This is a genomic window from Thalassotalea insulae (genome assembly GCF_030161395.1).
GTDB lineage: Bacteria > Pseudomonadota > Gammaproteobacteria > Enterobacterales > Alteromonadaceae > Thalassotalea_E > Thalassotalea_E insulae.
On sequence record NZ_BSST01000001.1, the window covers coordinates 3912914 to 3937922 of the forward strand.

Below are 25009 nucleotides of genomic sequence, written 5' to 3' on the forward strand. Positions count from 1 at the left end.
AGTTATGTATTTACCTCAAGCAATAATTCGAACAAAACGTGATGGTCAGGCGTTATCTGAGCAGGAAATTCAGCATTTTGTTCACGGCTTAGTGTCAGGGCAATTTAATGATGCTCAGGTCGGTTCAATGGCAATGGCGATTTTTCAGCAAGGTATGGTAACGGATGAAATTGTTAATTTAACCCGTGAAATGATGCAATCTGGGGATGTTTTATCCTGGCCTGAACTAGACGGCCCGGTAGTGGATAAGCACTCTACTGGTGGTGTTGGCGATAAAGTGAGTTTTATGCTGGCGGCAATTGTTGCTAGCTGTGGTGCTTATGTCCCGATGATTTCTGGTCGCGGCTTAGGTCATACAGGTGGTACCTCAGATAAACTAGAAAGTATTAAAGGTTTTAATGTTCAGCCTAGCATCAGTGAGTTTCAGCGTATTACTAAATCGTTAGGTATGGCGATCATTTCGCAAACGGATAATTTGGCACCTGCTGATAAACGTTTGTATGGTATTCGCGATGTTACCGCAACGGTTGAGTCAATTCCTTTGATCACCGCCTCTATTTTATCGAAAAAATTAGCCGCCGGCTTAGACGCTTTAGTTATGGATGTCAAAGTGGGTAATGGCGCTATGATGAAAAACTTGCCAGATGCTGTTGCTTTGGCGCAATCAATTGTTAATGTCGCCAATGGTGCTGGGGTGAAAACTCAGGCGATAATTACCGATATGAACCAAGTGCTAGGTGCAAGTGCTGGTAATGCGCTAGAAATGAAAGAAACCGTAGATTATTTAACGGGTAAGCAGCGTGAGCCAAGGCTTCATCAGGTCACTTGTCAATTGGCAAGTGCGATGTTGATCAATAGTAAAATAGCCGAAAATCATCAGCAGGCGATGGGAAAAATTGAATCTGTTCTACAATCAGGACAAGCGGCTGAACTCTTTAATCAGATGATTGCCGAGCTTGGCGGGCCGAGTGATTTTATTGAAAATCCATGGGATGCTATGAGCAGAGCTAATGTGATCACTGATGTTATTGCACCGGCAAACGGTTATATCAGTGCAATGCAGACTTATGATATAGGTATGTCGATCGTCGGTATGAAAGGCGGACGAACTGCTAATGGTCAGCAAATCGATCACAGTGTTGGTTATGACCGCATCTTACCAATTGGCACTTTGGTCAATAAAGGTGATGTAATTGCTCGGGTTCATGCCAGTGATAATGACAGTGCAGGGGCAGCGAAACATGCGTATATGACCGCTGTTGATATCAGTGAACAAGCGCCGGAAGCGCAAACGTTAATTTATCAAACGGTTAGTTAGGCAAGTCGTTCGACAATTCACTAAATAAGCTGTTATTCATGCTCTAATAAAAAGGTTATGTTTGTTAAACAATCATAACCTTTTTATTAGAGCGTGTTGACTATATGTACTATAAAAATTATTTAACTCCAAAGCTTTTTGGGGGCAGCGCTGGCTTGCAGGTAGAGTGGCCTACGTCAAAAGTTTGCAACGTTACCACAATCTCGATGTCTTGAATAAACTGCGCAAGTATCGTTGAAAATATATACGCCAAATTTCAACACTCCCTACATGAACTACCAATAAAAATGTAAATATAATTAAAGCTTTACTCATTAGTGCCGATAAGGGGAAAGGTTAAATAATAAAGTAGATCCCGTTAGTGCTTAAGCCGTTAGATACTGACATTTTAGTTGAAGAATTACAGCTAGGTGAAAAGCTTAACCAGAGCGTACACAGTAGTAGACGCTCAGACTTTGCTTTAATGCTAGCAATGTTAACGGAAGATGTTAGGGCGCATAGTCAGTTTCATTTACCTAAAACTGATGAGCCAGTTAACACTCTTGATGAAGAGCAACTTAGAAAACAATTTGACCTGCCAGAAAAACAACGCTTAGCGTTAAATAATATCGATGAAATTAGCGAGTTTTCGCAAGCTGAACTAATAGCAACGCAGCAACTAGCAAGTATTCATTTAGCTCAGGCAATTAAACCTAAACCATTGGCATTTCGTGATGATAGTAAACATATTGCGTTAGCTGTGATGGAAAACACCAGTTTGTATTGTCAACAGCAGCATCAACAGCCAAACGAGCTTGCCGATGCCCATCTGGCATTTAATGTTAATGAATGGCTAAAAACAGTGCAAACCACCATAGTTAAGTCACCATTAGTGGATGTGGCGGCTTAGTTTTCTTAGCTAGCGGCTAGTTTATCTACCGTTGCCGAACAGGCACTGAGAAAGGTAGCAAGAAAATATTCTACTTCCGGCATCTCTTTTTTTATTTCTGATAATTTCTTTTCTAAGCGAATTTTAACGTGATCAAATTCATGATTATTATGAGTTAACTCGTCAAGTGCTTTAATATAGGCGACTAAAATATCCGCCGCTTTAACAATTTTTTTATATTCATGCGCGACATTATCCTGCACTATGATGTCGGAAAAAATCACCTGAAACTCTTCGGGTAATGATGATAAGCACTCTTGCTCAGCCAGACTTTCAATTTTTTTAAATTCGCGGGCTATTTCTTTGTTAGCATATTTAGTTGGACTGACAATATCGCCGTAACGGGTTTCACTTGCTTCATGATAGAGGGCGATAGTTGCGGCTCTATCAACATTGAGTTGACCGTTAAATTTTTTGTTTTTAATCACCGCCAGCAGATGAGCAACAATGGCAACCTGGTGTGAGTGTTCGGCAACATTTTCTTCTTTGACGCAAAACATTAATGCCCAGCGTTTGATTAACGGCATGCGAAATAGCCAGGCTAAAAATGTACTCTGATTTTTCTCTTTCGTTGCCATAGGTGCTCCATTAGCAGGTAAAATCAAGTGTTATTCTTGGCGGTATGTACTGAAAAAATTCTTAATCTTTTCGATTGCAGGTCTAAGTTCATCTTCATGCGGTAAAAACACTAAACGGAAGTAATTCTTTTCTTTAATATTAAAACCACGACCATGAACTACTAATATTTTCTCCTGTTTCAGTAAATCTAACACCATTTTCTCATCGTCGGTGATATTAAATTTTTCAGCATCCACTTTGACAAATAAATACAGTGCGCCCATTGCCGGGTTACAGGAAATACCATCTATTTCATTGAGTAATTGGTGCGCTAAATTACGTTGCTTGATTAATCGTCCATCATCTTTGATCAGCTCGTTAATACTTTGATAACCGCCTAATGCCGTTTGAATTGCATGCTGGCAGGGCACATTGGCGCAAAGTCGCATTGACGATAGAATATTCAGCCCTTCAATATAATCTTCAGCGTGTAATTTAGGGCCGGTGATCACCATCCAACCGGCTCTAAAACCAGCAATACGGTAATTTTTTGATAAGCCACCCATAGTGATCACTAAGACATCATTCGCTAGACTGGCGGTTGGAATATGCTTAGCGTCATCATATAAAATTTTATCGTAAATTTCGTCGCTAAAGACAATGAGCTGATGTTTGCGGGCTAAGGCTAAAATCCCTTGTAATACGTCTTCAGAATAGACAGCGCCAGTAGGGTTATTCGGGTTGATCAAGACAATTGCTTTGGTTTTATCGGTGATTTTACTGGCAATGTCATCCAGATCAGGAAACCATTGATTTTCTTCAACACAACGGTAATGCACAGGAACGCCACCTGATAATGAAACCGCAGCGGTCCAAAGTGGATAATCTGGGGCAGGGATCAGCACCTCATCATCGTTATTTAACAAGCCTTGCATTGCCATAACGATTAACTCGCTGACTCCATTACCAATAAAAATATCGTCAACACTAACATTTAAAATGCCATTTTGCTGAAAGTATTGCATCACTGCAACTCGTGCCGGATAAATGCCTTTTGATTCACAGTAACCTTGTGCCGTTGGCAGGTTATGAATAACATCTTTTAAAATATCGTCAGGGGCTTCAAAGCCAAATGGTGCTGGGTTGCCAATGTTGAGTTTTAATATTTTATGGCCTTCGTCTTCTAAACGACGGGCTTCTGCGGCTATCTGTCCTCGAATTTCGTAACAGACATTATTGAGCTTGGCAGATTTATTGACGTTTTTCATAGGAGACCACTTGATATCGTTAAATTATTGAAGTTATAGCTAATTGCTAGACTCACTATTGTTGCTAATAATCCGACACTTTGAAATAGTTAGTTGCAACTTTTTTATAGCAAAAGTACTAATTAACGATAATCTTGTTATTAGTGGCTGTAAAATATGTGATTGGAGGTGTTTATGGCGTTACCTTTATTATGGCTTGGTGCTGCTGCCGTGTCAGCGTTAGCGGCAAAGCAGTTATCAGATGATCGCAAGGTTCAGCAACTTAAACGTTTACGCTACCGTAATGTACAAACATTAACAGATCTCAAGCCTCACGAGTCACCTATTGCGATTTATCCATCAGACTTTTTATCAACGGAGCAAAGTGTCAAGCCTGAGGTTGGGGCGGTAGTGTGTTGTGGCATCGGTGGTATTTTAGACCATACCGGTATCTGGGTCGATGATGATACCATTATTGAACTTGATGGGGAGGGATTAATTAAAGCTATTTCGCCATTAAGGTTTACCAAAGAGCGCTCCGGTAAACAAATTTTCATTGCTTGTGATTCTCACGCTCAGCCGCTGGTAAGTAGGCAAGCGGCACAACGGGCAGTTGAGCAGATATTTCAATATCGTGATTACCATGTGATCAGTAATAACTGTCATCAATTTATCTGGCAGTGTTTTAAGCCCGATGATAGTAAGATCTCTACGTTTAAAGAATTTAATCTCAAACTTGCCCAGCTTTTTAATCGTAAAATCTATTGGGACTTATGTGATATAGGCTAAAAGATAGTAAGCGTATTAAGTTAATTACTGAATTTATTTACTAAACGCAGTATCATCAGTATTAAAGCAATTCATTTATTTAGACACCTTGAAAAAGTTCTTTCTTGCATTAGTTATTAGCTTAATGGCGTTGGTAACCGTCACTGTACTTATGCTCTATCTGGCATTACAGTCACAGCCGAGCACGATACAAAAAAGTCAAATCAGCGCCAGTGCGGCGCAAAAAAGTCAGCATCTGGCCAAGCGAATTGCCAGTACATTAAAACAAAATAATCAGATCAGTGTTATCACCACTACGCAACATGAAATCGATGGTTTAACTGCGCTAATGCATCGTGCCTTTCCGCAGGTGAGCCTTGATGTTCGTTTATCGAAATTTGGTGCCTCAGCCAATGCGTCATTACAACTGCCACTGCCAGAATTCATTCGCTACTTAAATATTCATGCGTTTGTTTTACCATCAGAGCAAGGCCTTGCATTTGAGCAAATTACTGTCGGAGATCTGGCGATAAGCGGGCCTTTATTTATTAAGATCGCCCGTTGGTTAGTGAATAACCTAGTTCAAGATGGGATCGCCGATAAGGCATTAGCCATGATTAATGCGGTGGAAATCAATGAGCAGCAAATCGTTGCCTATATTGCACTCAAAGAGACGTTGGACTCGGCGCAAAGTAAATCTATTTTATTAACGCTTCGGGATGAATTAGCGTTATTTGGTGATGTTGAAAAAATATCATTTTATTATCAGTCGTTAAGTGAATTTGCTCAAAGTCAATCGCATCAATCATCGATAGCCGGCTTTATTCGCTATTTGTTTGAATTGGCAAGGGTGCGTGGCACCGTGACGGAAAACTACGTAGCGAGTGAGGAAAATCAGGCGGCGTTAATGGCGCTAGTGATCTACTTTGGCGCCGACAGGTTTGAACAACTGGTTGGAGATGTCATTATTCGAGATCATCAATCTTTAGTGCTTCGTAACCGAATGCGCCGTAACGTGACTTTGCAAGACAGGGTTGATTTACAACAGCATTTTATTTATTCCATTGCATTGCAGCTTTTTAGCACGCATGGAGCCAGTGATGCACTTGGTGAATTTAAAGAGTTTCTCGATACCAATGAAGGCGGCAGTGGCTTTAGCTTTGCTGACTTGCAGGCGGATCGTGCAGGCACCCGTTTGGCGATAATAGTGACTCGTTCAGAGCAACATGCAACACAAGCACAACAGCTGCTTGCTAAGGTGACTGATCAGGAATTACTCCCCAGCATTAATGGTTTGCAGGAAGGGTTACATCAGCAGAACTTTGAACAGCAATTTCAACATGCTGACTCTCAGCATTATCAACAAGCAATAGGTGAAATTGATAGCCGATTAAAATCTCTTCCGGTTTATCAGTTAGGGTGGGAATAAATTAGTTTTAATCTATTGTTTACCGCCTTAATAAGGACAATACTAATGCATCATTTTAGTTCTAAAGGATTAGGAAGTTGGAATCTAAGTTACTCAAAATAAAACTAAATTCAGGTTATCGCTCACAATTGGAGCGTTTAATTGCTTATATGCGAGAGAATATAGAATATCCGGCCAATGAAATGACGCAAAAAGGTTACTTTTGGGATTCAACCTTTATTGAGCAAACGGATGAAGCCGATTTCTTATACATAGTTCTCAAATCGCACGACTTTTCTAAAATTATGTTAGACGAAAATGAGCTTTCACCGACGCCATTTCGTGAAGTTTATGAACAATTTCGCCGTCAATGCTGGGCACCAGAGCCATACACGGATATAGAGCCGATATTTTGTTTTAATTCGTCTTTTAAATTTTCTCATTAATAAGTAGCTAGATTATTTTCTATAGGGAGTAGAGCATTGAATATTGAACAGGTTATTAATTGGGGCATTATTGGTTGTGGAGCAGTAACTGAAGTTAAAAGTGGTCCAGCTTATCAAAAGGTCGCTAATTTTAATTTGGCTGCCGTGATGAGAAGAAATGGCGCGTTGGCAAAAGATTATGCAAAACGTCACCAAGTAGAAAGTTATTATGCCAATGCAGATGAACTTATTAATGACCCTTGGGTTGATGCTATTTACATTGCCACTCCACCTGATACTCATAAGTGTTATGGCTTAAAAGTCGCGCAAGCAGGCAAACCATGCTGTATTGAAAAACCACTTGCACCTGATTATCAGCAGAGCAAGGAAATCGTCGCTGCGTTTAACCGCGCCAATGTCCCGCTATTCGTTGCTTATTATCGCAGATCATTACCTCGCTTTAATCACGTCAAGTCGCTGTTGGATAATGGAGACATTGGTGATGTCAGACACCTCAGCTGGCATTTATCAAAACCTGCTAATCAACTCGATATATCGCAAGAGTATAATTGGCGTACCGATAAAAATATTGCTCTTGGCGGCTATTTTGATGATTTAGCCAGTCATGGACTCGATCTTTTTTCCTATTTGCTCGGTGAGTTTGCTGAAGTTAAAGGTCTTGGTATCAACCAACAGAATTTGTACTCGGCTTATGACGCAGTTTCTGCGTGTTGGCGCCATAAAAGTGGTGTCACTGGAACAGGAAGCTGGAATTTCGCTAGCCGATCACGCCAAGACATGGTGACTATCTATGGCAGTAAAGGAGAAATATCATTTTCTGTTTTTGATGAGCAACCTATATCTATTATTAGTGAAGATCATCAACAAGATATTTTTATTGAAAACCCTGAAAATATTCAGTTCTATCATGTACAAAATATCAGAGACTATTTGCTTGGTGAAACCTCTCACCCATCAACAGGTGCGACAGCCGCCCATACCAGTTGGGTGATGGATGAAATATTAAGAACCTAGGGCTAATACTGCAAAGCTTAATTGAAGAGTAGACAACAATAAAAAGCTTGGCTAAGGCCAAGCTTTTTATCAGCGATTTGATTTTAGTTTTGAAAGTTATTGAGTAAATAAGGACAAGACTTCATCAATCGCAACTAGCGATTTTTCACCTGTGATGCGATCTTTTACTTCAATTTCCTGATTGTCGAGGTTACGTTCTCCAACAATTAATAAAATTGGCGTACCGATAAGTTCATGATCGGCAAACATCACTCCGGGGCGCTCTTTGCGATCATCAAATAATACGTCGATACCGGCTTGTTGCAGTGTCTGATACAAGGTTTCAGCTGTTTCTTTAACTCGCGCTGATTTTGCCATATTCATTGGCACAATTGCCGCATGAAATGGCGCAATCGCTTTTGGCCACTTGATCCCGTATTTATCATGATTTTGTTCAATTGCAGCGGCAACGATACGTGAAACGCCGATACCGTAACAGCCCATGGTTAAGGTTTGATTTTTACCTGCTTCGGTTAACACGCCGCAATTCATTGCTTTTGCGTATTTATCGCCTAACTGGAAAATATGACCGACTTCAATACCACGTTTGATCACTATTTTTCCTTTGCCACATGGACTTGGATCGCCGGCCACTACATTACGAATGTCAGCAACTTGATAGTTTTGGATATCTCTGTCCCAATTTGCTCCATTATAATGAGTATCGTTCTTATTGGCGCCACAGATAAAGTCAGCTAAGTGTGCGGCGCTGCGGTCAACAATGACTGGAATAGTTAAACCAACTGGACCAATAGATCCTGCATCACAACCTGCCACGTCAGCAATTTGTTCATCTGTTGCGAAGGTTAATGGGCTAGCAATTTGAGATAAATTTTCTGCTTTGATTTCATTAAGCTGGTGATCACCACGTACTACTATGGCAACTATGCCTTGTGGCTCACCGTTTTCGTCAGCACCAGCTACCAATAGTGTTTTGACTGTTTGCTTAGCGTCGATGTTAAAGAAATTGACAACTTCATCAATTGACTTGACATTCGGTGTTGCAACTTCTTTTAATTCCTGGCTAGCAGCAGGGCGTTCACTCGTAGGGGCTAATGCTTCTGCTTTTTCGATATTGGCTGCGTAATCGCTTTCGTCACTAAAGGCGATATCGTCTTCACCAGAATCCGCTAAAACATGGAACTCATGTGAGCCTTCACCGCCAATAGAACCGTTGTCAGCGATTACCGGACGATAATCTAAGCCTAAACGTTCAAAAATACGGCAATACGCATCAAACATGATCTGATAGGTTTTTTTCAAACATTCATCACTTAAGTGGAAAGAGTACGCGTCTTTCATTAAGAATTCTCGGCCACGCATTACACCAAAGCGTGGACGAATTTCGTCTCGAAACTTGGTTTGCACCTGAAATAGGTTTAACGGCAGCTGCTTGTAACTGCTGATTTCGTTACTTACTAACTTAGTAATTACTTCTTCGTGCGTTGGACCTAAAACAAATGGACGTTGATGGCGATCGTTTAATCTCAGTAATTCCGGGCCATAATCATCCCAGCGACCTGATTCTTCCCATAAATCAGCAGGTTGCACCATAGGCATTAAGGTTTCGATTGAACCGGCTTTTTCCATTTCTTCACGGACAATTTTTTCAACTTTACGTAGTACCTTTAGTCCCGTCGGTAGCCAAGTGTATAAGCCTGATGCAACATGACGAACGAGTCCCGCCCGTAACATTAATTGGTGGCTGATCACTTCTGCATGAGCAGGGGTTTCTTTCAACGTTGAAAGCATATATTGGCTAGTACGCATGGATGGATATTCCAAAAAATAGGGTTTATAAATTAGTGCCTTTATTCTAGCAGGGCGCAAGGGGATGAAAAAGAGAAATTGACCACAATTTGTGTTTTATTATCAGTTAATAGTCACAAATTGTGCTTATTTTTAGTAAAGAGGAAAATTTATTTAGCGGGTCATTTTCTTAACAAATACTACGACGAATAACGCGATGGTAAAACTGCCGGTAAAGGCTTCTATTGCGGCGATTGCGCGCGAGATACCAACAGGGGTAAAATCGCCGTAGCCTAAGGTGGTAAACGTGACGATCGAATAATATAAACAGGAGAGAAAGAGGGAAAAGTTCTCGGTGATGCTTTTGTTGCTATCGTAGGTGAGGACATCGCCTTGATAACTTAATCCGGTGTACGTATATAATGCAGCACATATAACAATAAGCAGTAAGGAGATACCAACAATGCGGATTGGGTCTTCACCATAACCACAGAATAAATCCACAATTTTGGAGCTAAAGCGCCGAAAACTGGCTTTAGGCATTTGCATTCGACGCATGGTGAGCTCTTTTTGAATAAGCTCGCCTGACATGGTAAATATACCTTCCATTTCAGCGTGCTTTCTTAGATCACGATAAATTTCTTCTGCTTGCTCAAACTGATCTAAAGCCAAAGCTTGTTCGCCTTCTTTGAGCAATTGTTTCGCCCGCACTTCCTGTACTAACTTTTTGCCAATGGAAAGGTGCTCGATTTTGCAACCTTTCCATTTGATCCCTAAGAGGTTGGCACCGTTAAGGTTGGCACAATTTAAGTTGGCATAACGAAGATCACTTTTCATTAAACTGGTGTGGTTAAAATTAATGTTAAAAAGGTGAGCACCGGACAAGTTAGCACGGTAAAAATCGGCGTAAGAAAAATCAAAACCTTCTTTATGGTAATGATTGACCAGATCAATATTTTTCAGATCGGTATTTTTTAAGCAAATGCCGCGAGTCATACCGCCCGAGCGTGTAAACTCTATCAATGCTTCTTTGACTTCGGGACCCGATTTATCGACACTGCTGTCATGCCAATAGCAATAATGCGAATGTTTCATCGCTTCTTCTAAACATGGGATCCCGTCCGGATCATCGTATTGGCACAGGTGATGATTTTTGTTCATACCGCCAGTATAGTCAGCAGAAAATATTTTGCCTAATTAGGTAGTTATCTAGAGCTATGTTAGTACTGAGGAGTAAAGGGGTCATTGCTGAGCTGATATACTCAGCAATGGTTGTGACTTTAAAATGAGATTTTTTTTCTTTTTCCTGATGCCGTAGTTTTTTTATTTGCTGAAGCTTTATTCGTGGATAACGGCGCTTTTTTCTTTTCTGGTTTAGCTTTAGGAGTCTCTAATGGCGTATGGCAAATGACTTCAATAAAATCACCATTAAACTCAACTACATCCTGATGATAAATTTTACGACGTTTTTGCAATGCAATTTCACCATTAACAGCAACATAGCCTTCGCTAATTACTATTTTTGCTTCGCCACCACCGTTGACTAGGTTGGCAACCTTTAACAACTTACATAGCTCAATTGGCTGATTTTCAAGTTCGACGCTAATGGTATTGTTCAATTTTTACACCTTAATTATTGCACTGTAGTTATTGTAACTTGCATGTTCAGGTGAGCACAAGATAAAGGCAGCGAGTGTGTAGAAACAAAGCAGATACAAAAAAGCAGGAATATCTATTGAACTGAACGCTTATTTCCGTAGAATGCGCGCCAGCTAGAAACGGCAAGGTGCTTGAAAGGGTACTACGCAAAACATCCGGTCTAAGGGCTTATGCCTACGATAGCGGAGTTACCTCAGCAACAAATCACTATGTTCAGGTAATCAAGCGTAATAGTACAACCGTTTCTTTAATACTAATTAGGTTGTTTATTAATAGGATTATTCATGAAAAACATTATTGCTGTTGCTACTATCATTTCTTTATCTGCTAGCTTTGCACCAAAAACTCAAGCCTCTACTATTGCGCAAAATTTATGTGAATACGTCAATGTTGATAACAAATCAAAATTACGTTCATATCTAAAAACTAACAAACTTAAAATTCGTAATGTATTTGACGGTATTCAGTGTAATGGTCAAAACTTGCTAGCATTTGCTGCGTCTCGTAATGCTACGGAAACAGGTGCTATGATAATTGGCAAGTTATCGAAAAAAGTGATTGAAACTAATTTATCTGCATTAGCTAATAGTGAATTAGCTAGCGTAGCGCAAAAGCGAGTGCAAGGTTAATTGCCTAATTAATTGCTGTTAATCTATAAATGAGAAGCGTTGTCTGTATTCAGACAGCGCTTTTTTATTGTCATTAATTGATACACAGTTAACGATAAGTACCGATAACATTTTCTACCGTCATAATGCCAAACATTACTTTGCGTATAAAAGATTCAGAGCTGCCGACTAAGTTAAAGTTTGGGTGCTGAGACCAGACTTTTTTTAATTTTTTATCTAATTCAATCGCCGCTTGCTCCGATTCGTTTCTGACCGGGTTGTTACTTTTTATACTTTCCCCGGACCTGGCTGCCGTTTCGAAAAATATCACCGCGTCATAACGGGCTAACTCTAGTTCTAAGGAGGTATTCATTTTAGTAAAAAAGTCCTGCTCACTTTCAGGCCAATACGCCAGACCGTCTAATGAACCCCTGTCACATAAAATTAAACAATCTGGATGTGCGGCTCGTTGAATATCTTCTAAGTTTTTTTGCAGGTTAAAGATCGCCACTTGCTGCGCTTTAAGTACTTCTGGTGTCATCGCACGACTGATACCACCACTAAATATCATGGTTGCAGCTTCCGGGACCGAGGCTATCTTCCCGCAAAATTCTCGCCGGATCAAATCAAGCGCGGTAGTTTTTCCGCCGCCCGGGCCACCGGTTAATACGATGCGTTTTTTTATTTTTGTGATATTCATAATGAAATAATAGGTTTGAATTCTCGTTCTAGTATCGCAGTACTTTCTTTATTATCACAGTAATTAGTAGGTTAAATTAAATTTAACCCTATGCTAAAAAAGATTTGCAATGTGGTTCATCGATAAAATTATGCTAATGAGCGCAATAGAATATTTACTCTTGCACTCATAACGCTATGTTAACAAAAACAATATGGGGAACACTATGAAAAAACAAATATTATTACTATCGACTTGTTTGTTGCTTAGTTCGTTATGCTTTGCGGCTGACTTTTCTTTTACTAAAGGGCAAAGGTCGGCAGCTGATCTTGCTTTGGATGTGCAACGAAAGGGGCCTCAAGTAATAGAATTAACAAAAGTTAGTTCAGGAATGACAGTATTAGATTTACTCGGAGGTGGAGGTTATTACAGTGAGCTGCTCGCAGAAAAAGTCGGGAATAGCGGTAAGGTTTATCTGCATAACAATCAAGCATATATGCCTTATATTGAAAAAGAATTGGCGGCACGACTAAAAGATAATCGTTTAGCTAATGTGATCCGTTATGACAGAGAAACCGATAATTTAGAGTTAGCCGATAAACAGTTTGATGCGGTATTTTTCATCCTTGGTTATCACGACTTGTACCATAAAGCCGAAGGTTGGGATATTAATAAAGCGCAGTTTTTATCGGATGTGCTGGGCGCGCTTAAGTCAGGGGGCCAGCTAGTGATAGTTGATCATTCTGCGGTAGCGGATAGTAAAACTAAACATGCGCAAGAATTACATCGTATCGATCAACAATATGTCATCGATGAGTTAACTCAGTTAGGGTTAACGCTGGTGAAAAAGAGTTCAATACTAGAAAATAAGCAGGATTCTCGGATGATTTCACCATTTAAGCCGGAAATTCGTCGTAAAACCGATCGCTTCATTTTGGTATTTGAAAAAGCCTAAGCTGAGTTAGCACAAATTAGACCTTAGCTGAGTTATCTTTTAACGGGGCTTAATGGCAATCATTAAGCCTAATTTATACCACTATTTCCGTACTTTTTTCTTTTTCTTTTTCTTTTTCTTTTTCTTTTACTTTGTTCTTACGTTTTACCGTCATATTTTTTAGCTTTTATCTCTCTAATATCGCTACTGAACTCAGGGCTAAATGTATCAAACTATGTCGTTAGATTTCAAAGCTTATCCATGCTGTAATTAAGCGCATTTTCCCGGTGATTAGTCGTATCTACACTACTTATTTTGCTTGAATCAACTAGCTTTAACGTTAATTTGTTCTATTGAGCTTGTTTGGCAATGCCCAAATAAGGAGGCGGTATGAAATTAACTGCTAGTGCGTTAGCTAGTCCGGCTGCGGTTGCAGTAGGAGTTGCTTTGATCATCTTAGTTGGCTTATTAAGCTTAGCTAAATTACCGGTGCAGTTATTTCCGGATATCGAACGGCCAACCATTGCCATTCAGACCTTTTGGCGGGCGGCATCTCCCCAGGAAATTGAATCTGAAGTTGTTGAACCTCAGGAGCAAGTGCTCAAAGGTATCCCAGGGCTTAGAGCGATGAATGCTTTTGCCAATCGTGGCAGTGCGTTTATTAATTTAGAATTTGGCGTTGGCACTAACATGGATCAAACGTTAATTGATGTTATCAGCCGTATGACCCGGGTAAACAATCTGCCCCGGGATGCCCGTCCTCCTAGGATCATGCTTGGAGGCTTTGGTGGCTCAGCACCGGCATTAACTTTTTTCTTTTTACAGGCGCTACCTGGTAACAGCCAAGCCATTGATGATTATATTGATTTTGCTGATGATGTAATTCGTCCCCGTATTGAAGCGTTGGACGGTGTTGCGAGTGTTCAGACGTTTAATCAGCAAAACCGCCAGCAATTGCAAATTCGTTTTGATCCAATAAAAGCAGCAGAATATGGTATCGAAATTCCACAGTTGATCGCTTTAGTGTCAGCGACTAATGATGTTTCAGGTGGTTTTATCGACGTTGGTCGCCGGCAATATACTTTACGTTTTACTGGTAAATATCAGGTTAGTGAACTGGAACAGTTGATTCTAACCGCTCGAAATGGCCGCAACATTCGTCTAGCGGATATTGCAAAAGTTGAAATTCGCCGCCCTGATAAACAAAGTGTTGCAGTACAAAATGGTAATCCAGCATTTGGCATGAGGATCAATAAAGCCAACGGCGCGAATGTACTGGAAACCCTTAATCGGGTGAAAAACGAGGTGGCTTTGATTAATCAGCAGTTGTTAGCTGAGAAAAAGTTGGTAATGGTGCAATCTTTTGATGCTTCGGTATTTATTTACCGAGCGATTAATTTAGTCACTAGCAACTTATTTGCAGGCGTTATTTTATCAATATCGATTTTATGGTTTTTTATTCGTCGGGTACGGGCAACGCTTATTATCGCGACGGCCATTCCTATCAGCTTGTTAAGTACCTTTATTGTGCTTGAATTTACCGGACGCTCGCTGAATGTCATATCGCTTGCCGGGCTGGCCTTTGCTGTTGGTATGGTACTCGATGCAGCAATTGTGGTGCTGGAGAATATTTTGCGCGCCAGAGATAAAGGGCTGGATAGCCATCAAAGTGCTATTGAGGGAGCGCAACAGGTGTGGGGGGCATTATTGGCTTCCACCGCAACCACAGTGGCTATTTTTCTGCCGGTGTTTTTCTTAAAGGATATTGAAGGCCAGTTGTTTGGTGATTTAGCGCTAACTATTGCTATTGCGGTGGCTATTTCATTAATCGTTGCCGTAGTTTTGTTGCCAGTGTTGGCGAAATATTTTTTAACAACAACCCAAGTTGCAGATCCGAATCAAAGGCTGTGGCAGCGCATTAGCGATATTGTTATTAAGCTCACTAATAGTGGTAAAAGACGGCTGCTGTTAGCGATATCCTTATTAGTGATGCCAGTATTTATCACCTATCTGGCAATGCCGAGTTTAGATTACCTGCCTCCAGTTAAACGAGATGCGGTAGATGCTAACCTGCGTTTTCCGCCTGGGGCTAATGTCGAAACCATCACAAAAGAAGTAATTGAACCGATTGTTGAACGCTTACAGCCATATATGGACGGTGAAAAGCAGCCGGCATTGAAAAATTATTATCTCTTTAGTGGGCAATTTGGTGGTCGTTTAGGGGTAAGGGCAAAAGATCAAAGTCGCGTTGACGAATTATTAGCGATAGTTAGAAATGAAATCCTGGTGGATTTGCCAGATACTCAGGCGTTTGCTGTACAAGGTAACTTATTTGGTGGCTTCGGTGGCGGTCGCCAGGTCAGAATCAACTTACAATCTCAAGATACTTTAGTGTTGCAAAGTGCGGCTCGTCAGGGCTTAGACTGGGTCAGAGAGGCTATTCCCGGTGTTAGCGTACAGGCAAATCCAGGGACGGAAAATGCAGAGCCTGAATTACGGTTAGCGCCCAATGATCGAAATATTCTAGAACAAGGTTGGAGCCGTCGCGAACTTGGACGAGTGGTACGGACCTTAGGTGATGGCTTATTTGTCGGAGAATACTTCAATGGTACTAAACGACTTAATATGATCTTGCGAACTGATGGTTGGGATGACCCTGACAGTTTAGCTGATATTCCTGTGGTAACAGGTACCGGCGCTATTACCCAATTATCTGAGTTGGTGGATATTACTCGCACCGTTGGTCCGTCTAATTTGACCCGCTTAGATGGTAATCGCACTATCAGTTTAAATGTAAATCCACCAGAGGGCTGGTCATTAGAGCGTACCATAGCGGTTTTAAAAGCAGAGGTTGAGCCGAAACTGCGTCAGGTGTTATCTGACGACGGGCATATTCTTTACGGTGGTAGTGCCGATCAGTTGACTAAAGCGATTTCGATAATGGCTGAGAACTTTGCTTTTGCACTTGTGATCTTATTTTTATTGATGGCAGCATTATTTAAGTCAGTAAAAGACAGTTTGCTGGTTGTGATCACCATACCATTGGCAACTGTCGGCGGTGTTATCGCATTACAGTTACTTAACCTAGTTGTTTTTCAGCCGCTTGATTTACTGACCATGATAGGTTTCGTCATTTTACTAGGGTTAGTGGTAAATAATGCGATTTTACTGGTACATCAAACTCGCCTGGGACAAAGCAATGGCCTAACTCGTTTTGCCGCGGTGGAACAGGCGTTGAGCTTACGGTTAAGACCGATATTTATGAGTACTTCAACCAGTTTTTTTGGCATGTTGCCATTGTTACTGATGCCTGGCACGGGCAGCGTGATTTATCGTGGTCTAGCGGCTGTAATCGTGGGAGGCTTAGCAGTTAGTACGTTATTTACCATAGTATTACTTCCTTGTCTGTTACGGATAAAACGTACGGACTTTACCTTGTTATTTGCTAACCCCGTAATGTCAGTTAAATCTTGTGCTGAGCAAGCGGCTGTCAAGCATCATTCTGCCTAATTAATGGAGCAGCGATTATGAAAAAATTAATATTAAGCTTATGTTTAACTAGTGCTTTATGGGCTTCATTGAGCCACGGCACTACGGCTAAACAAAAAGAAACGCCCGCTCAGCTGGTGTCTATTGAGTTAGCAAAACAGGAACGGGTTAATCCGACTATTTGGTTGCCAGGTAATGTTATCAGTCGTCATAATGCACCGATTTCCGCTGAGCAAGCAGGGCAATTGCTCTGGGTAGAAGAAATAGGTGCTGAGGTTGAACAAGGACAACTGATCGCTACCATTGATAATCGCCACTTAAAGCTACAATTAGCCCGTCAGCAGGCGCAGGTTAAGCAGCATCAGGCTGATGTCGATTATTTAACTAAGCAGAAGAAGCGTTTATCGGCGTTAAATCAAACTAATAATACCTCGGTTAGCGAGCTCGAACGGGTCAGCAAAGATTTAATTGTTGCCAAAAATGAAGTAATAGCGCTGGAAATGCAAGTTAAGCAAACTGCATTAGAGATAGAAAAAACTGCGATTAAAGCGCCGTTTAGTGGCAGTATCAGCCAACGTTTTGTTAACTTAGGTCAGCTTATTACCCGTGGCAGCCCGATCGTGCAGTTAGTCGATACCAAGCATTTAGATATTCAGATTGCCGCGCCATTAACGATTGCACAATTTATTGATACCAAGGCAGAAGTGATGGTGAAGTGGCAGGATAAATTAATCGAACTGCCGATCAGAACCTGGAGTCAGGCGGGGGATCAGGCTTCCCGTACTTTTGATGTTCGTTTATCAGCAGATAATATTGATTTAATCGCTGGTAGCGCAGTAACGGTATCATTGCCTAAACAAGATAGTAAGGAAGCGACATTAGTACCTCGTGATGCGTTAGTCTTAAGAGAGAATGAAACGTTTGTTTTGACCATAGATAAAGAAAACCAGGCGAAGAAAGTTAATGTCTTGGTTGGGCAAGGTAAAGGCCGCTGGGTCTCTGTTTCCGGAGATTTATGGGCAGGGGACGCAGTGATTGTTCGAGGGGGTGAGCGTTTGCAACATGGACAAAAAGTTCGTCAAGATCAACGTTTGTTCGCAAAAGCACAGATGCTAACGACTGAATAGTCTCAAGACCAGGGTTAGATTACGAATTAATCGCGCCTTAGTTCACAGCTAAGGCATTGGATTGTATTTTGTGCTCTAAATATAACGGGCAAACACTTTGAGTGCCGGTTGCTTGATTAAATAGCTGTAATAACGTTGTTGAAGGTGCGTCGGTAGTTGCTGAATTTGCTTTGAGGGTTGGTGTGTCATTGCAATTTTCTGATATAGCGGTGCTAAGCTTATCTTGGCAAAACAAAGTAATGATTGTTGCGCTTTATCTATTTCTAATAGCAATGCACTTGCTAGACCTTGCTTTTGATAATGACTATTCACTACGACAGCATGTAAAAAGTAGACTGGGCTATCTGCTTGTATTTGCGACACCATAGCAGCTGCAATGATGGTTTGTTGCTGTTTAATCATATAGACCTGATCATGGCCCAAATAGCGTGCTGAATAGTGCTGCGAACGATAAAAGCGCAGTATGGCTTTTTTATCACTTTTATCGGCACGAATTATTTGCATCAATTTGCTTTGTTCTCACTTCCCTACATAGCTCTGAATGGGTTAAATATTTACTTCAATTGGGATAAAGCGCCAACTTAGCGCTTTATCCTATTGGTTAGCAAGTTATTTAACTCGCATACCTGGCTGTGCACCATCGTCGGGATTGAGGATCCATAGGTCTTTACCGCCAGGGCCTGCAGCTAATACCATACCCTCTGACATACCAAAACGCATTTTTCGAGGAGCCAGATTAGCGACCATCACTGTTAACTTGCCTTCAAGGTCTTCCGGCTGGTAGGCAGATTTAATGCCGGCGAATACTTGGCGAGTTTCTTGACCATCGTTATCAAGCGCTAATTCAAGGCGTAGTAACTTGTCCGCTTTTTCAACATGCTCTGCTTTAACAATTTTGGCGATACGTAAATCGATTTTAGCAAAGTCATCAAACTGAATTTCCGGGGCAATTGGATCATCGGCTAGTGGGCCTGTTACTGGTGCTGGCGTAGTTTGCTTTAATGATTCTTTTGATGCTTCAGTCATAGCGTCAATTTTTTCCATATCGACACGTTGTAATAACGCTTTAAATTTATTGATTTTATGGTTGGTTAGGAGCGCTTTATGGCCATCCCATAATAGTGCATCATTTAAAAATGCTTCGCTGCTTTCCGCCAGTTTTGGTAGCACAGGTTTTAAGTAGATCATTAAAGTTCTAAACAGGTTAATGCCTAACGAACAAACGTCTTGAACTTGTTGCTGTTTACTTTCATCTTTAACCAATACCCAAGGTTCTTTTACCGCGATATATTCATTCACCTTATCTGCGAGAGCCATGATTTCACGCATCGCTTTAGCAAACTCGCGGTTTTCATAAAGCTCAGCTAGACGATCACCAGCGCTGGTGACTTCATCAGCTAGTGTCTGATCATCAATATTGCTTGATAACATGCCGTCAAAGCGCTTAGTGATAAAGCTGGCACAACGAGAGGCAATATTGACTACTTTACCTACTAAGTCTGAATTGACGCGTTGGGCAAAGTCTTCGAGGTTAAGGTCTAAGTCATCAATACGGTTGGTTAATTTTGCCGCGTAGTAATAACGTAAATATTCTGGGTTTAAATGTTCTAAATAGGTCCGTCCTTTAATAAAGGTGCCTTTCGACTTAGACATTTTTGCGCCATTAACTGTGACAAAACCGTGGGCGTATACCGATGTTGGTTTGCGATAACCGGCACCTTCTAACATCGCTGGCCAGAACAGGCTGTGAAAATAGATAATATCTTTACCGATAAAGTGATAAAGCTCAGCATCTGAGTTTTCACTCCAGTAGCGGTCAAAATCAATATTTTGTTTATCACATAAATTTTTGAAGCTCCCCATATAGCCGATTGGTGCATCTAACCAGACGTAGAAAAATTTACCTGATGCATTAGGAATTTCAAAGCCAAAGTAAGGGGCGTCACGGCTAATATCCCACTGCTGTAAACCAGACTCAAACCATTCGTTGAGCTTATTGGCCATTTCTTCTTGTAGTGAACCGCTAGTGGTCCAGTCTTTTAGCATTTGCTCAAATGCGGGTAGATCAAAGAAGTAATGTTCTGAATCTTTTAATACCGGCGTTGCACCAGAAACAACAGAGCGGGGATTAATCACTTCTGTTGGTGAGTAGGTTGCACCGCAATTATCACAACTGTCGCCGTTCTCGTCTTCACTTTTACACTTAGGGCAAGTACCTTTAACGAACCTATCGGGTAAAAACATACCTTTTTCCGGATCGTACAGTTGAGAAATGATACGGGTTTTAATATGACCGTTTGCGTGAAGTTTATTATAAATTTCTTCAGCAAATGCTTTGTTTTCATCGCTATGGGTAGAATGGTAATTATCAAAGCTGATATGAAAATCATGAAAGTCCGCCATATGCTCTTCGCGTACGCCAGCGATCATTTGCTCAGGAGTTACGCCTAATTCTTGTGCTTTTAACATAATTGGCGTGCCGTGTGCGTCATCAGCACAAACGAAGTAAGTTTCGTGACCGCGCATTCGTTGAAAGCGAACCCAAATATCGGTTTGGATATGCTCCAATAAGTGTCCTAAATGAATGGAACCATTGGCATAAGGTAAGGCACAGGTCACAAGTATTTTACGTTTATTTGATGATGGCGTATCTGAATGCATAAGTGTCTTCAACAATGAAAAATAAGTTTCTTAAAATAGGGTGGTAATTAAGGGGGGAATGGTACAGAATTTATTGGTAATTTTCATTAATAATTATCGACATTTATTGAATTTAGGGTCGATGAGTGGCAAATAATCATGTTTTCTAAATTTTTTTCTAAAAAATCGATTGCCAAAGAACAAATTGAAGCGATAGAGCAATTTTATCAAAGTTACCGTAGTGACATTTTTCCTGAGGGCATCGCCAATGTTTGTCAGCTACGCGATCTGGAAATAGTCGACGGTAATATAACCTTAAGCTTAACGGTACCGTTTGCTTGTGAAAGTGAGCTTGATTGCTTTGCCGAACAATTGCTGAGCGAACAGCAAGTTTCCATTATTGTCGATGGTCGGCTCGACGTGCTTAATATTAAAAAGCACGATATCACTGGCATTAAGAACATTATTGCTATTGCTTCAGGCAAAGGCGGGGTGGGTAAGTCAACGACTGCTGTTAATTTAGCATATGCTATGCAAGCAGAAGGGGCGCGTGTTGGTATTTTAGATGCCGATATTTATGGCCCGTCAATTCCTAAAATGTTAGGTAAAGAGGACGTTAAAGTAACCTCACGAGATGGTAAGCTAATGGATCCTATAGAGGTCAATGAGTTAGCTGCGATGTCTATTGGTTTTTTAGTCGATGAAAAAGACGCTACTATTTGGCGCGGGCCAATGGCGAGTAGGGCATTTGGTCAATTATTAAATGAAACCGCCTGGCAAGATATTGATTATTTAATCGTTGATCTGCCGCCGGGCACCGGGGATATTCAGTTAACTTTGGCGCAGCAAGTGCCGGTAGCGGCGGCTGTGGTGATCACCACGCCACAGGATATTGCGCTTGCTGATGCAGCAAAAGGCATTGCGATGTTTAATAAGGTGAATGTACCTGTGTTAGGTGTCATTGAAAACATGAGCTATCACCTTTGTCAAAATTGTGGTGAAAAATCACATTTGTTTGGTCAGGGGGGCGGTGAATTGCTTAGTAAAGATTATGGTACTCAATTACTTGGCCAACTGCCGCTAGATATCAGTATTTGTCAGCATGCCGATCAGGGCAAATCAGCACTCGTTGAAAATAGCGCTGGTGATATTGCCCAACAATACCGTAGAATAGCGGGGAAAATCGCCGCGGATCTATTTCGACAGTTTGATGCTCGTAGTCCAGCAACAAACGAAATACTGATCAAACAAGTCGATTAACCCGTTAACATCTGATAGTAACAAGTGAAGATTCCAGCAAATGAGACTTTGTGATAAAGATATTGAAACCCTGATCGAACAAGAAAAAATTGTCATCGTACCTAAACCAGATCTCAGCATGATTTCCGGGGTGAGTGTCGATATTCGCTTAGGTAATGAGTTTCGCGTCTTTCAAGATCATACCGCTGCTTTTATCGATTTAAGTGGTCCGCGAGAGCAAGTGCAAACCGCGATGGATTCGGTAATGAGTGAAGAAATAGTGATCCCAGACGGTGAAGCATTTTTCCTACATCCTGGAGAATTGGCGCTGGCCGTCACTTATGAATCGGTTACTTTACCTGATGATATTGTTGGCTGGTTAGATGGCCGCTCGTCATTAGCGCGTTTAGGCTTGATGGTACACGTAACGGCACATCGTATTGATCCAGGTTGGTCAGGGCAAATCGTATTGGAATTTTATAACAGTGGTAAGTTGCCACTAGCGCTGCGTCCTAAAATGAAAATAGCGGCGCTGAATTTTGAGACTATGTCTGGTAGTGCGCTTCGCCCGTATAATAAACGTAATGATGCGAAATATAGAGGGCAGAAAGGCGCAGTTGCCAGTCGCATTAGTGAAGACGAGAGGTCAGGCTAATATCTTTTCGATAAGTCAGCCGTTTTCTGTTCAGGAGTTGCTGACTTTTGCGAACGGCTCACTTTTATTTGCTTTATGTTTTGTTAAGGTAAGACATTGATTAAGTGCGGTGATTAGTTTTTTCCTGTCATGATAGTGGTGGTTTTCTTCACTGGCTAAGTCACAACAAAGTACTGGTACTAATTCAGAAACTACTTCCTTACTGTGCGCAATAACGCTGTCTATTGGCAAACAACCGATATTTTCTTTTATCCACAGTAACTTTTCATCTAAGGTTAGTGCAGCAGCAGGGCTAGCTTCAGGCTCAATGTTTTCAATAAATACACAATGCGCCTGACTTTTATTTATGCTTTTAACTATATCTCGTACCAAAAGTGGCGGAATAACACTGGTTAAAAAGCTGCCAGGACCGAGTATGATTAAATCTGCAGATAGAATCGCATCTTTGCATGAATCCAAAGTTTTGACTAAAGGGGCTAACATTAAGTTTTTCGGCATTACTGGCATTTCATCGACAGAAAGCTCTCCAACCCGACAACGTCCTTCCGGATAAAAAGCAATCAGATCCGTGGGGGTTTCTGACATAGGTAACACAGGTGTTCTAACCCTTAATAGGCGGCGAACGAGTTTAATTGAGTCTAACGGTCTAGATTGCAGCTGTCCCAGCGCAAATAAGATCAAGTTACCGAGGTTATGGCCGCCTAATTCATCTTGCCCATCAAAGCGAAAGTTAAATAACTGACTGCCAATGGATTCTTCGTCAACTAATTGAGTTAGACAATTTCTTAAGTCACCCCATGCAATAGAACTACTTCTTTTTCGTAAACGTCCGGTGGAACCGCCGTTATCTGTTGTTGTTACTATCCCAGTTAACTGTTTCTCTAAAAAGGAAAGTGTTGACAGAACTCGCCCTAGACCATGTCCTCCGCCAATAGCAACGACTTTTTTGTTTTCTAAATGCATGCAGTATTCTTATCTTTTAAGCGAGCCTAAACCATAGCGCTTTTCGGGGAAAAAATAAAGTAACTATCAGGCAGAGCAAGGGATCGCTGGATAATTGACTAATGTTAATGTTTAATTTGTTAACGGTTAAACAATTTTTAGTCTGTTGTGCTTATTTTTATTATTGTCACTATATCTATGAATTGATTTGAATTTAATCAATGTTGATAACAAAAATTAGCCAAGTTGTCGTTTATATAAGCACTTAAACTAATGTTGTTAAAAAAACGCTTGTTTATCTAAAATAAGGGTTGACAGTATCATGGCCTCTGCTTAGAATGCGCCTCGCTTTCGACGAGTAGCTATTTACTTGTTGAGACTGTAATTGAAGTACTAGGCCACGGATATTACAGCTAAGTGGGGCTATAGCTCAGCTGGGAGAGCGCTTCGCTGGCAGCGAAGAGGTCTGCGGTTCGATCCCGCATAGCTCCACCAAATTTTATGGAATGGTTCTATAACGATTCCTAATAGTGATAAGGTTGCTCAGGTAAACAAGTTTACCGTCCGCCTTACGCTGAAATAGAAAAGCATGCTTTTCTAACCGATTTCAGCGTCCCTATCGTCTAGAGGCCTAGGACACCGCCCTTTCACGGCGGTAACAGGGGTTCGAATCCCCTTAGGGATGCCACATTCATCTGTTGAGTAAAATCAATGGAGTAGGGTAAAGCAATCTAGGTCTTGTTTTATACCTTGGTGAAAGCCAGAAAAAGTTTGACGTTAATTGTGTTGTTTTCAATATAATTAGTATGAAATGTTCAGCGAGTAAATAAGGTCGCTCAGGTAAACAAGTTTACCGTTCGCCTTACGCTGAAATAGAAAAGCATGCTTTTCTAACCGATTTCAGCGTCCCTATCGTCTAGAGGCCTAGGACACCGCCCTTTCACGGCGGTAACAGGGGTTCGAATCCCCTTAGGGATGCCACATTCATCTGTTGAGTAAAATCAATGGAGTAGGGTAAAGCAATCTAGGTCTTGTTTTATACCTTGGTGAAAGCCAGAAATGAGTAGGTATGAAAGTACCTATTCGAAGATACTATTAGTTTTAGTGTGAAAAATGTCGTTCGCTTTCGCAAGCTCAAGACTCACCTTACACTAAAACCGCGAAATATATTTCGCGAGCAGTTTTAGTGTCCCTATCGTCTAGAGGCCTAGGACACCGCCCTTTCACGGCGGTAACAGGGGTTCGAATCCCCTTAGGGATGCCACATTCATCTGTTGAGTAAAATCAATGGAGTAGGGTAAAGCAATCTAGGTCTTGTTTTATACCTTGGTGAAAGCCAGAAATGAGTAGGTATGAAAGTACCTATTCGAAGATACTATTAGTTTTAGTGTGAAAAATGTCGTTCGCTTTCGCAAGCTCAAGACTCACCTTACACTAAAACCGCGAAATATATTTCGCGAGCAGTTTTAGTGTCCCTATCGTCTAGAGGCCTAGGACACCGCCCTTTCACGGCGGTAACAGGGGTTCGAATCCCCTTAGGGATGCCACTTTCAAAAGCCCGC

General features: G+C 41.1%; 21 protein-coding genes, 5 tRNA genes and 1 riboswitch. Of the genes, 17 read left to right on the plus strand and 9 right to left on the minus strand.

Going from position 1 to position 25009, the window contains the following annotated elements; translation table 11 throughout:
* Window positions 1-4 precede the first annotated feature (4 nt).
* Window positions 5-1318: a thymidine phosphorylase gene (gene deoA, locus QQK06_RS17545; protein ID WP_284246097.1), complete on the plus strand. Its 1314-nt coding sequence runs from the start codon at window positions 5-7 to the stop codon at window positions 1316-1318.
* 361 nt (window positions 1319-1679) lie between these two features.
* Entirely contained in the window at window positions 1680-2207 is a 528-nt protein-coding gene (locus QQK06_RS17550; RefSeq protein ID WP_284246098.1) for a VC2046/SO_2500 family protein, read from the plus strand.
* Window positions 2208-2212: 5 nt separating this feature from the next.
* Here QQK06_RS17550 and yfbR read toward each other — a convergent pair whose 3' ends face one another.
* Together yfbR and QQK06_RS17560 are read right to left on the minus strand one after the other, a co-directional pair.
* A complete protein-coding gene (yfbR, locus tag QQK06_RS17555) occupies window positions 2213-2824 on the minus strand; it encodes a 5'-deoxynucleotidase (protein WP_284246099.1) in 612 nt (203 codons plus the stop codon).
* Between the two features lie 30 nt (window positions 2825-2854).
* Window positions 2855-4072, minus strand: a complete 1218-nt coding sequence (locus tag QQK06_RS17560; protein WP_284246100.1) for a pyridoxal phosphate-dependent aminotransferase — start codon at window positions 4070-4072, stop codon at window positions 2855-2857.
* Between the two features lie 174 nt (window positions 4073-4246).
* Between QQK06_RS17560 and QQK06_RS17565 the strand changes: the two genes are divergently transcribed.
* The 4 genes from QQK06_RS17565 (at window position 4247) to QQK06_RS17580 (ending at window position 7687) form a co-directional block, all read left to right on the plus strand.
* Window positions 4247-4840 (plus strand): hypothetical protein, encoded by a 594-nt coding sequence (locus tag QQK06_RS17565; RefSeq protein ID WP_284246101.1) that lies wholly within the window; start codon window positions 4247-4249, stop codon window positions 4838-4840.
* Between the two features lie 124 nt (window positions 4841-4964).
* The gene (locus tag QQK06_RS17570) at window positions 4965-6248 is read left to right on the plus strand and encodes a YfiM family lipoprotein (protein WP_284246102.1); all 1284 of its coding nucleotides are present in this window, start codon (window positions 4965-4967) and stop codon (window positions 6246-6248) included.
* Between the two features lie 77 nt (window positions 6249-6325).
* On the plus strand, window positions 6326-6673 hold the full coding sequence (locus QQK06_RS17575) for a DUF6176 family protein (RefSeq protein WP_284246103.1): 348 nt from the start codon (window positions 6326-6328) through the stop codon (window positions 6671-6673).
* Window positions 6674-6709: 36 nt separating this feature from the next.
* Window positions 6710-7687 (plus strand): Gfo/Idh/MocA family protein, encoded by a 978-nt coding sequence (locus QQK06_RS17580; protein WP_284246104.1) that lies wholly within the window; start codon window positions 6710-6712, stop codon window positions 7685-7687.
* Between the two features lie 96 nt (window positions 7688-7783).
* Here the strand turns inward: QQK06_RS17580 and QQK06_RS17585 are convergent, their stop codons facing one another.
* The 3 genes from QQK06_RS17585 to QQK06_RS17595 form a co-directional block, all read right to left on the minus strand.
* Window positions 7784-9496 (minus strand): proline--tRNA ligase, encoded by a 1713-nt coding sequence (locus QQK06_RS17585; RefSeq protein ID WP_284246105.1) that lies wholly within the window; start codon window positions 9494-9496, stop codon window positions 7784-7786.
* 153 nt (window positions 9497-9649) lie between these two features.
* Complete coding sequence (locus QQK06_RS17590) at window positions 9650-10636, minus strand: ion channel (protein ID WP_284246106.1); 987 nt, start codon at window positions 10634-10636, stop codon at window positions 9650-9652.
* Between the two features lie 119 nt (window positions 10637-10755).
* On the minus strand, window positions 10756-11094 hold the full coding sequence (locus QQK06_RS17595) for an RNA-binding S4 domain-containing protein (protein ID WP_284246108.1): 339 nt from the start codon (window positions 11092-11094) through the stop codon (window positions 10756-10758).
* Between the two features lie 151 nt (window positions 11095-11245).
* Window positions 11246-11330, plus strand: a riboswitch (cyclic di-GMP riboswitch).
* Window positions 11331-11418: 88 nt separating this feature from the next.
* Between QQK06_RS17595 and QQK06_RS17600 the strand changes: the two genes are divergently transcribed.
* Complete coding sequence (locus QQK06_RS17600) at window positions 11419-11763, plus strand: DUF3718 domain-containing protein (protein ID WP_284246109.1); 345 nt, start codon at window positions 11419-11421, stop codon at window positions 11761-11763.
* An 88-nt stretch (window positions 11764-11851) separates the two neighbouring features.
* Here the strand turns inward: QQK06_RS17600 and QQK06_RS17605 are convergent, their stop codons facing one another.
* Complete coding sequence (locus QQK06_RS17605) at window positions 11852-12442, minus strand: AAA family ATPase (protein WP_284246110.1); 591 nt, start codon at window positions 12440-12442, stop codon at window positions 11852-11854.
* Window positions 12443-12647: 205 nt separating this feature from the next.
* Here QQK06_RS17605 and QQK06_RS17610 point away from each other — a divergent pair, with 205 nt between their 5' ends.
* The 3 genes from QQK06_RS17610 (at window position 12648) to QQK06_RS17620 (ending at window position 17971) form a co-directional block, all read left to right on the plus strand.
* Entirely contained in the window at window positions 12648-13376 is a 729-nt protein-coding gene (locus QQK06_RS17610; protein WP_284246111.1) for a methyltransferase domain-containing protein, read from the plus strand.
* A gap of 369 nt (window positions 13377-13745) precedes the next feature.
* Window positions 13746-16865 carry an efflux RND transporter permease subunit gene (locus QQK06_RS17615; protein WP_284246112.1) on the plus strand — a complete coding sequence of 1040 codons (3120 nt, stop codon included), beginning with the start codon at window positions 13746-13748 and terminating at the stop codon, window positions 16863-16865.
* Between the two features lie 17 nt (window positions 16866-16882).
* The gene (locus QQK06_RS17620; RefSeq protein ID WP_284246113.1) at window positions 16883-17971 is read left to right on the plus strand and encodes an efflux RND transporter periplasmic adaptor subunit; all 1089 of its coding nucleotides are present in this window, start codon (window positions 16883-16885) and stop codon (window positions 17969-17971) included.
* Between the two features lie 75 nt (window positions 17972-18046).
* On the opposite strand, the gene QQK06_RS17625 is transcribed toward QQK06_RS17620, so the two are convergent.
* Complete coding sequence (locus QQK06_RS17625; protein ID WP_284246114.1) at window positions 18047-18475, minus strand: GNAT family N-acetyltransferase; 429 nt, start codon at window positions 18473-18475, stop codon at window positions 18047-18049.
* 105 nt (window positions 18476-18580) lie between these two features.
* Window positions 18581-20632 (minus strand): methionine--tRNA ligase, encoded by a 2052-nt coding sequence (gene metG, locus QQK06_RS17630; RefSeq protein ID WP_284246642.1) that lies wholly within the window; start codon window positions 20630-20632, stop codon window positions 18581-18583.
* Window positions 20633-20770: 138 nt separating this feature from the next.
* Between metG and apbC the strand changes: the two genes are divergently transcribed.
* Both apbC and dcd read left to right on the plus strand, forming a co-directional pair.
* Window positions 20771-21871 (plus strand): iron-sulfur cluster carrier protein ApbC, encoded by a 1101-nt coding sequence (gene apbC / locus QQK06_RS17635; protein ID WP_284246115.1) that lies wholly within the window; start codon window positions 20771-20773, stop codon window positions 21869-21871.
* A gap of 40 nt (window positions 21872-21911) precedes the next feature.
* Window positions 21912-22505: a dCTP deaminase gene (gene dcd / locus QQK06_RS17640; RefSeq protein ID WP_284246116.1), complete on the plus strand. Its 594-nt coding sequence runs from the start codon at window positions 21912-21914 to the stop codon at window positions 22503-22505.
* Between the two features lie 30 nt (window positions 22506-22535).
* Here dcd and QQK06_RS17645 read toward each other — a convergent pair whose 3' ends face one another.
* Window positions 22536-23468 (minus strand): gluconeogenesis factor YvcK family protein, encoded by a 933-nt coding sequence (locus tag QQK06_RS17645; protein WP_284246117.1) that lies wholly within the window; start codon window positions 23466-23468, stop codon window positions 22536-22538.
* A 398-nt stretch (window positions 23469-23866) separates the two neighbouring features.
* Between QQK06_RS17645 and QQK06_RS17650 the strand changes: the two genes are divergently transcribed.
* The 5 genes from QQK06_RS17650 to QQK06_RS17670 all read left to right on the plus strand — a co-directional run bounded on the left by QQK06_RS17650 (window position 23867) and on the right by QQK06_RS17670 (window position 24994).
* Window positions 23867-23942, plus strand: a tRNA-Ala gene (locus QQK06_RS17650).
* 117 nt (window positions 23943-24059) lie between these two features.
* Window positions 24060-24135: transfer RNA gene (locus tag QQK06_RS17655), tRNA-Glu, on the plus strand.
* Between the two features lie 217 nt (window positions 24136-24352).
* Window positions 24353-24428, plus strand: a tRNA-Glu gene (locus QQK06_RS17660).
* A gap of 207 nt (window positions 24429-24635) precedes the next feature.
* Window positions 24636-24711: transfer RNA gene (locus QQK06_RS17665), tRNA-Glu, on the plus strand.
* A gap of 207 nt (window positions 24712-24918) precedes the next feature.
* Window positions 24919-24994, plus strand: a tRNA-Glu gene (locus QQK06_RS17670).
* Window positions 24995-25009: the final 15 nt, after the last annotated feature.

Bases quoted from the DNA above. Each gene is read 5' to 3' on its own strand.
- deoA (WP_284246097.1), top strand. From the start codon at position 5: ATGTATTTACCTCAAGCAATAATTCGAACAAAACGTGATGGTCAGGCG.
- yfbR (WP_284246099.1), bottom strand. From the start codon at position 2,824: ATGGCAACGAAAGAGAAAAATCAGAGTACATTTTTAGCCTGGCTATTT.
- QQK06_RS17560 (WP_284246100.1), bottom strand. From the start codon at position 4,072: ATGAAAAACGTCAATAAATCTGCCAAGCTCAATAATGTCTGTTACGAA.
- QQK06_RS17565 (WP_284246101.1), top strand. From the start codon at position 4,247: ATGGCGTTACCTTTATTATGGCTTGGTGCTGCTGCCGTGTCAGCGTTA.
- QQK06_RS17570 (WP_284246102.1), top strand. From the start codon at position 4,965: ATGGCGTTGGTAACCGTCACTGTACTTATGCTCTATCTGGCATTACAG.
- QQK06_RS17585 (WP_284246105.1), bottom strand. From the start codon at position 9,496: ATGCGTACTAGCCAATATATGCTTTCAACGTTGAAAGAAACCCCTGCT.
- QQK06_RS17590 (WP_284246106.1), bottom strand. From the start codon at position 10,636: ATGAACAAAAATCATCACCTGTGCCAATACGATGATCCGGACGGGATC.
- QQK06_RS17600 (WP_284246109.1), top strand. From the start codon at position 11,419: ATGAAAAACATTATTGCTGTTGCTACTATCATTTCTTTATCTGCTAGC.
- QQK06_RS17605 (WP_284246110.1), bottom strand. From the start codon at position 12,442: ATGAATATCACAAAAATAAAAAAACGCATCGTATTAACCGGTGGCCCG.
- QQK06_RS17610 (WP_284246111.1), top strand. From the start codon at position 12,648: ATGAAAAAACAAATATTATTACTATCGACTTGTTTGTTGCTTAGTTCG.
- QQK06_RS17615 (WP_284246112.1), top strand. From the start codon at position 13,746: ATGAAATTAACTGCTAGTGCGTTAGCTAGTCCGGCTGCGGTTGCAGTA.
- QQK06_RS17620 (WP_284246113.1), top strand. From the start codon at position 16,883: ATGAAAAAATTAATATTAAGCTTATGTTTAACTAGTGCTTTATGGGCT.
- QQK06_RS17625 (WP_284246114.1), bottom strand. From the start codon at position 18,475: ATGCAAATAATTCGTGCCGATAAAAGTGATAAAAAAGCCATACTGCGC.
- metG (WP_284246642.1), bottom strand. From the start codon at position 20,632: ATGCATTCAGATACGCCATCATCAAATAAACGTAAAATACTTGTGACC.
- apbC (WP_284246115.1), top strand. From the start codon at position 20,771: ATGTTTTCTAAATTTTTTTCTAAAAAATCGATTGCCAAAGAACAAATT.
- dcd (WP_284246116.1), top strand. From the start codon at position 21,912: ATGAGACTTTGTGATAAAGATATTGAAACCCTGATCGAACAAGAAAAA.
- QQK06_RS17645 (WP_284246117.1), bottom strand. From the start codon at position 23,468: ATGCATTTAGAAAACAAAAAAGTCGTTGCTATTGGCGGAGGACATGGT.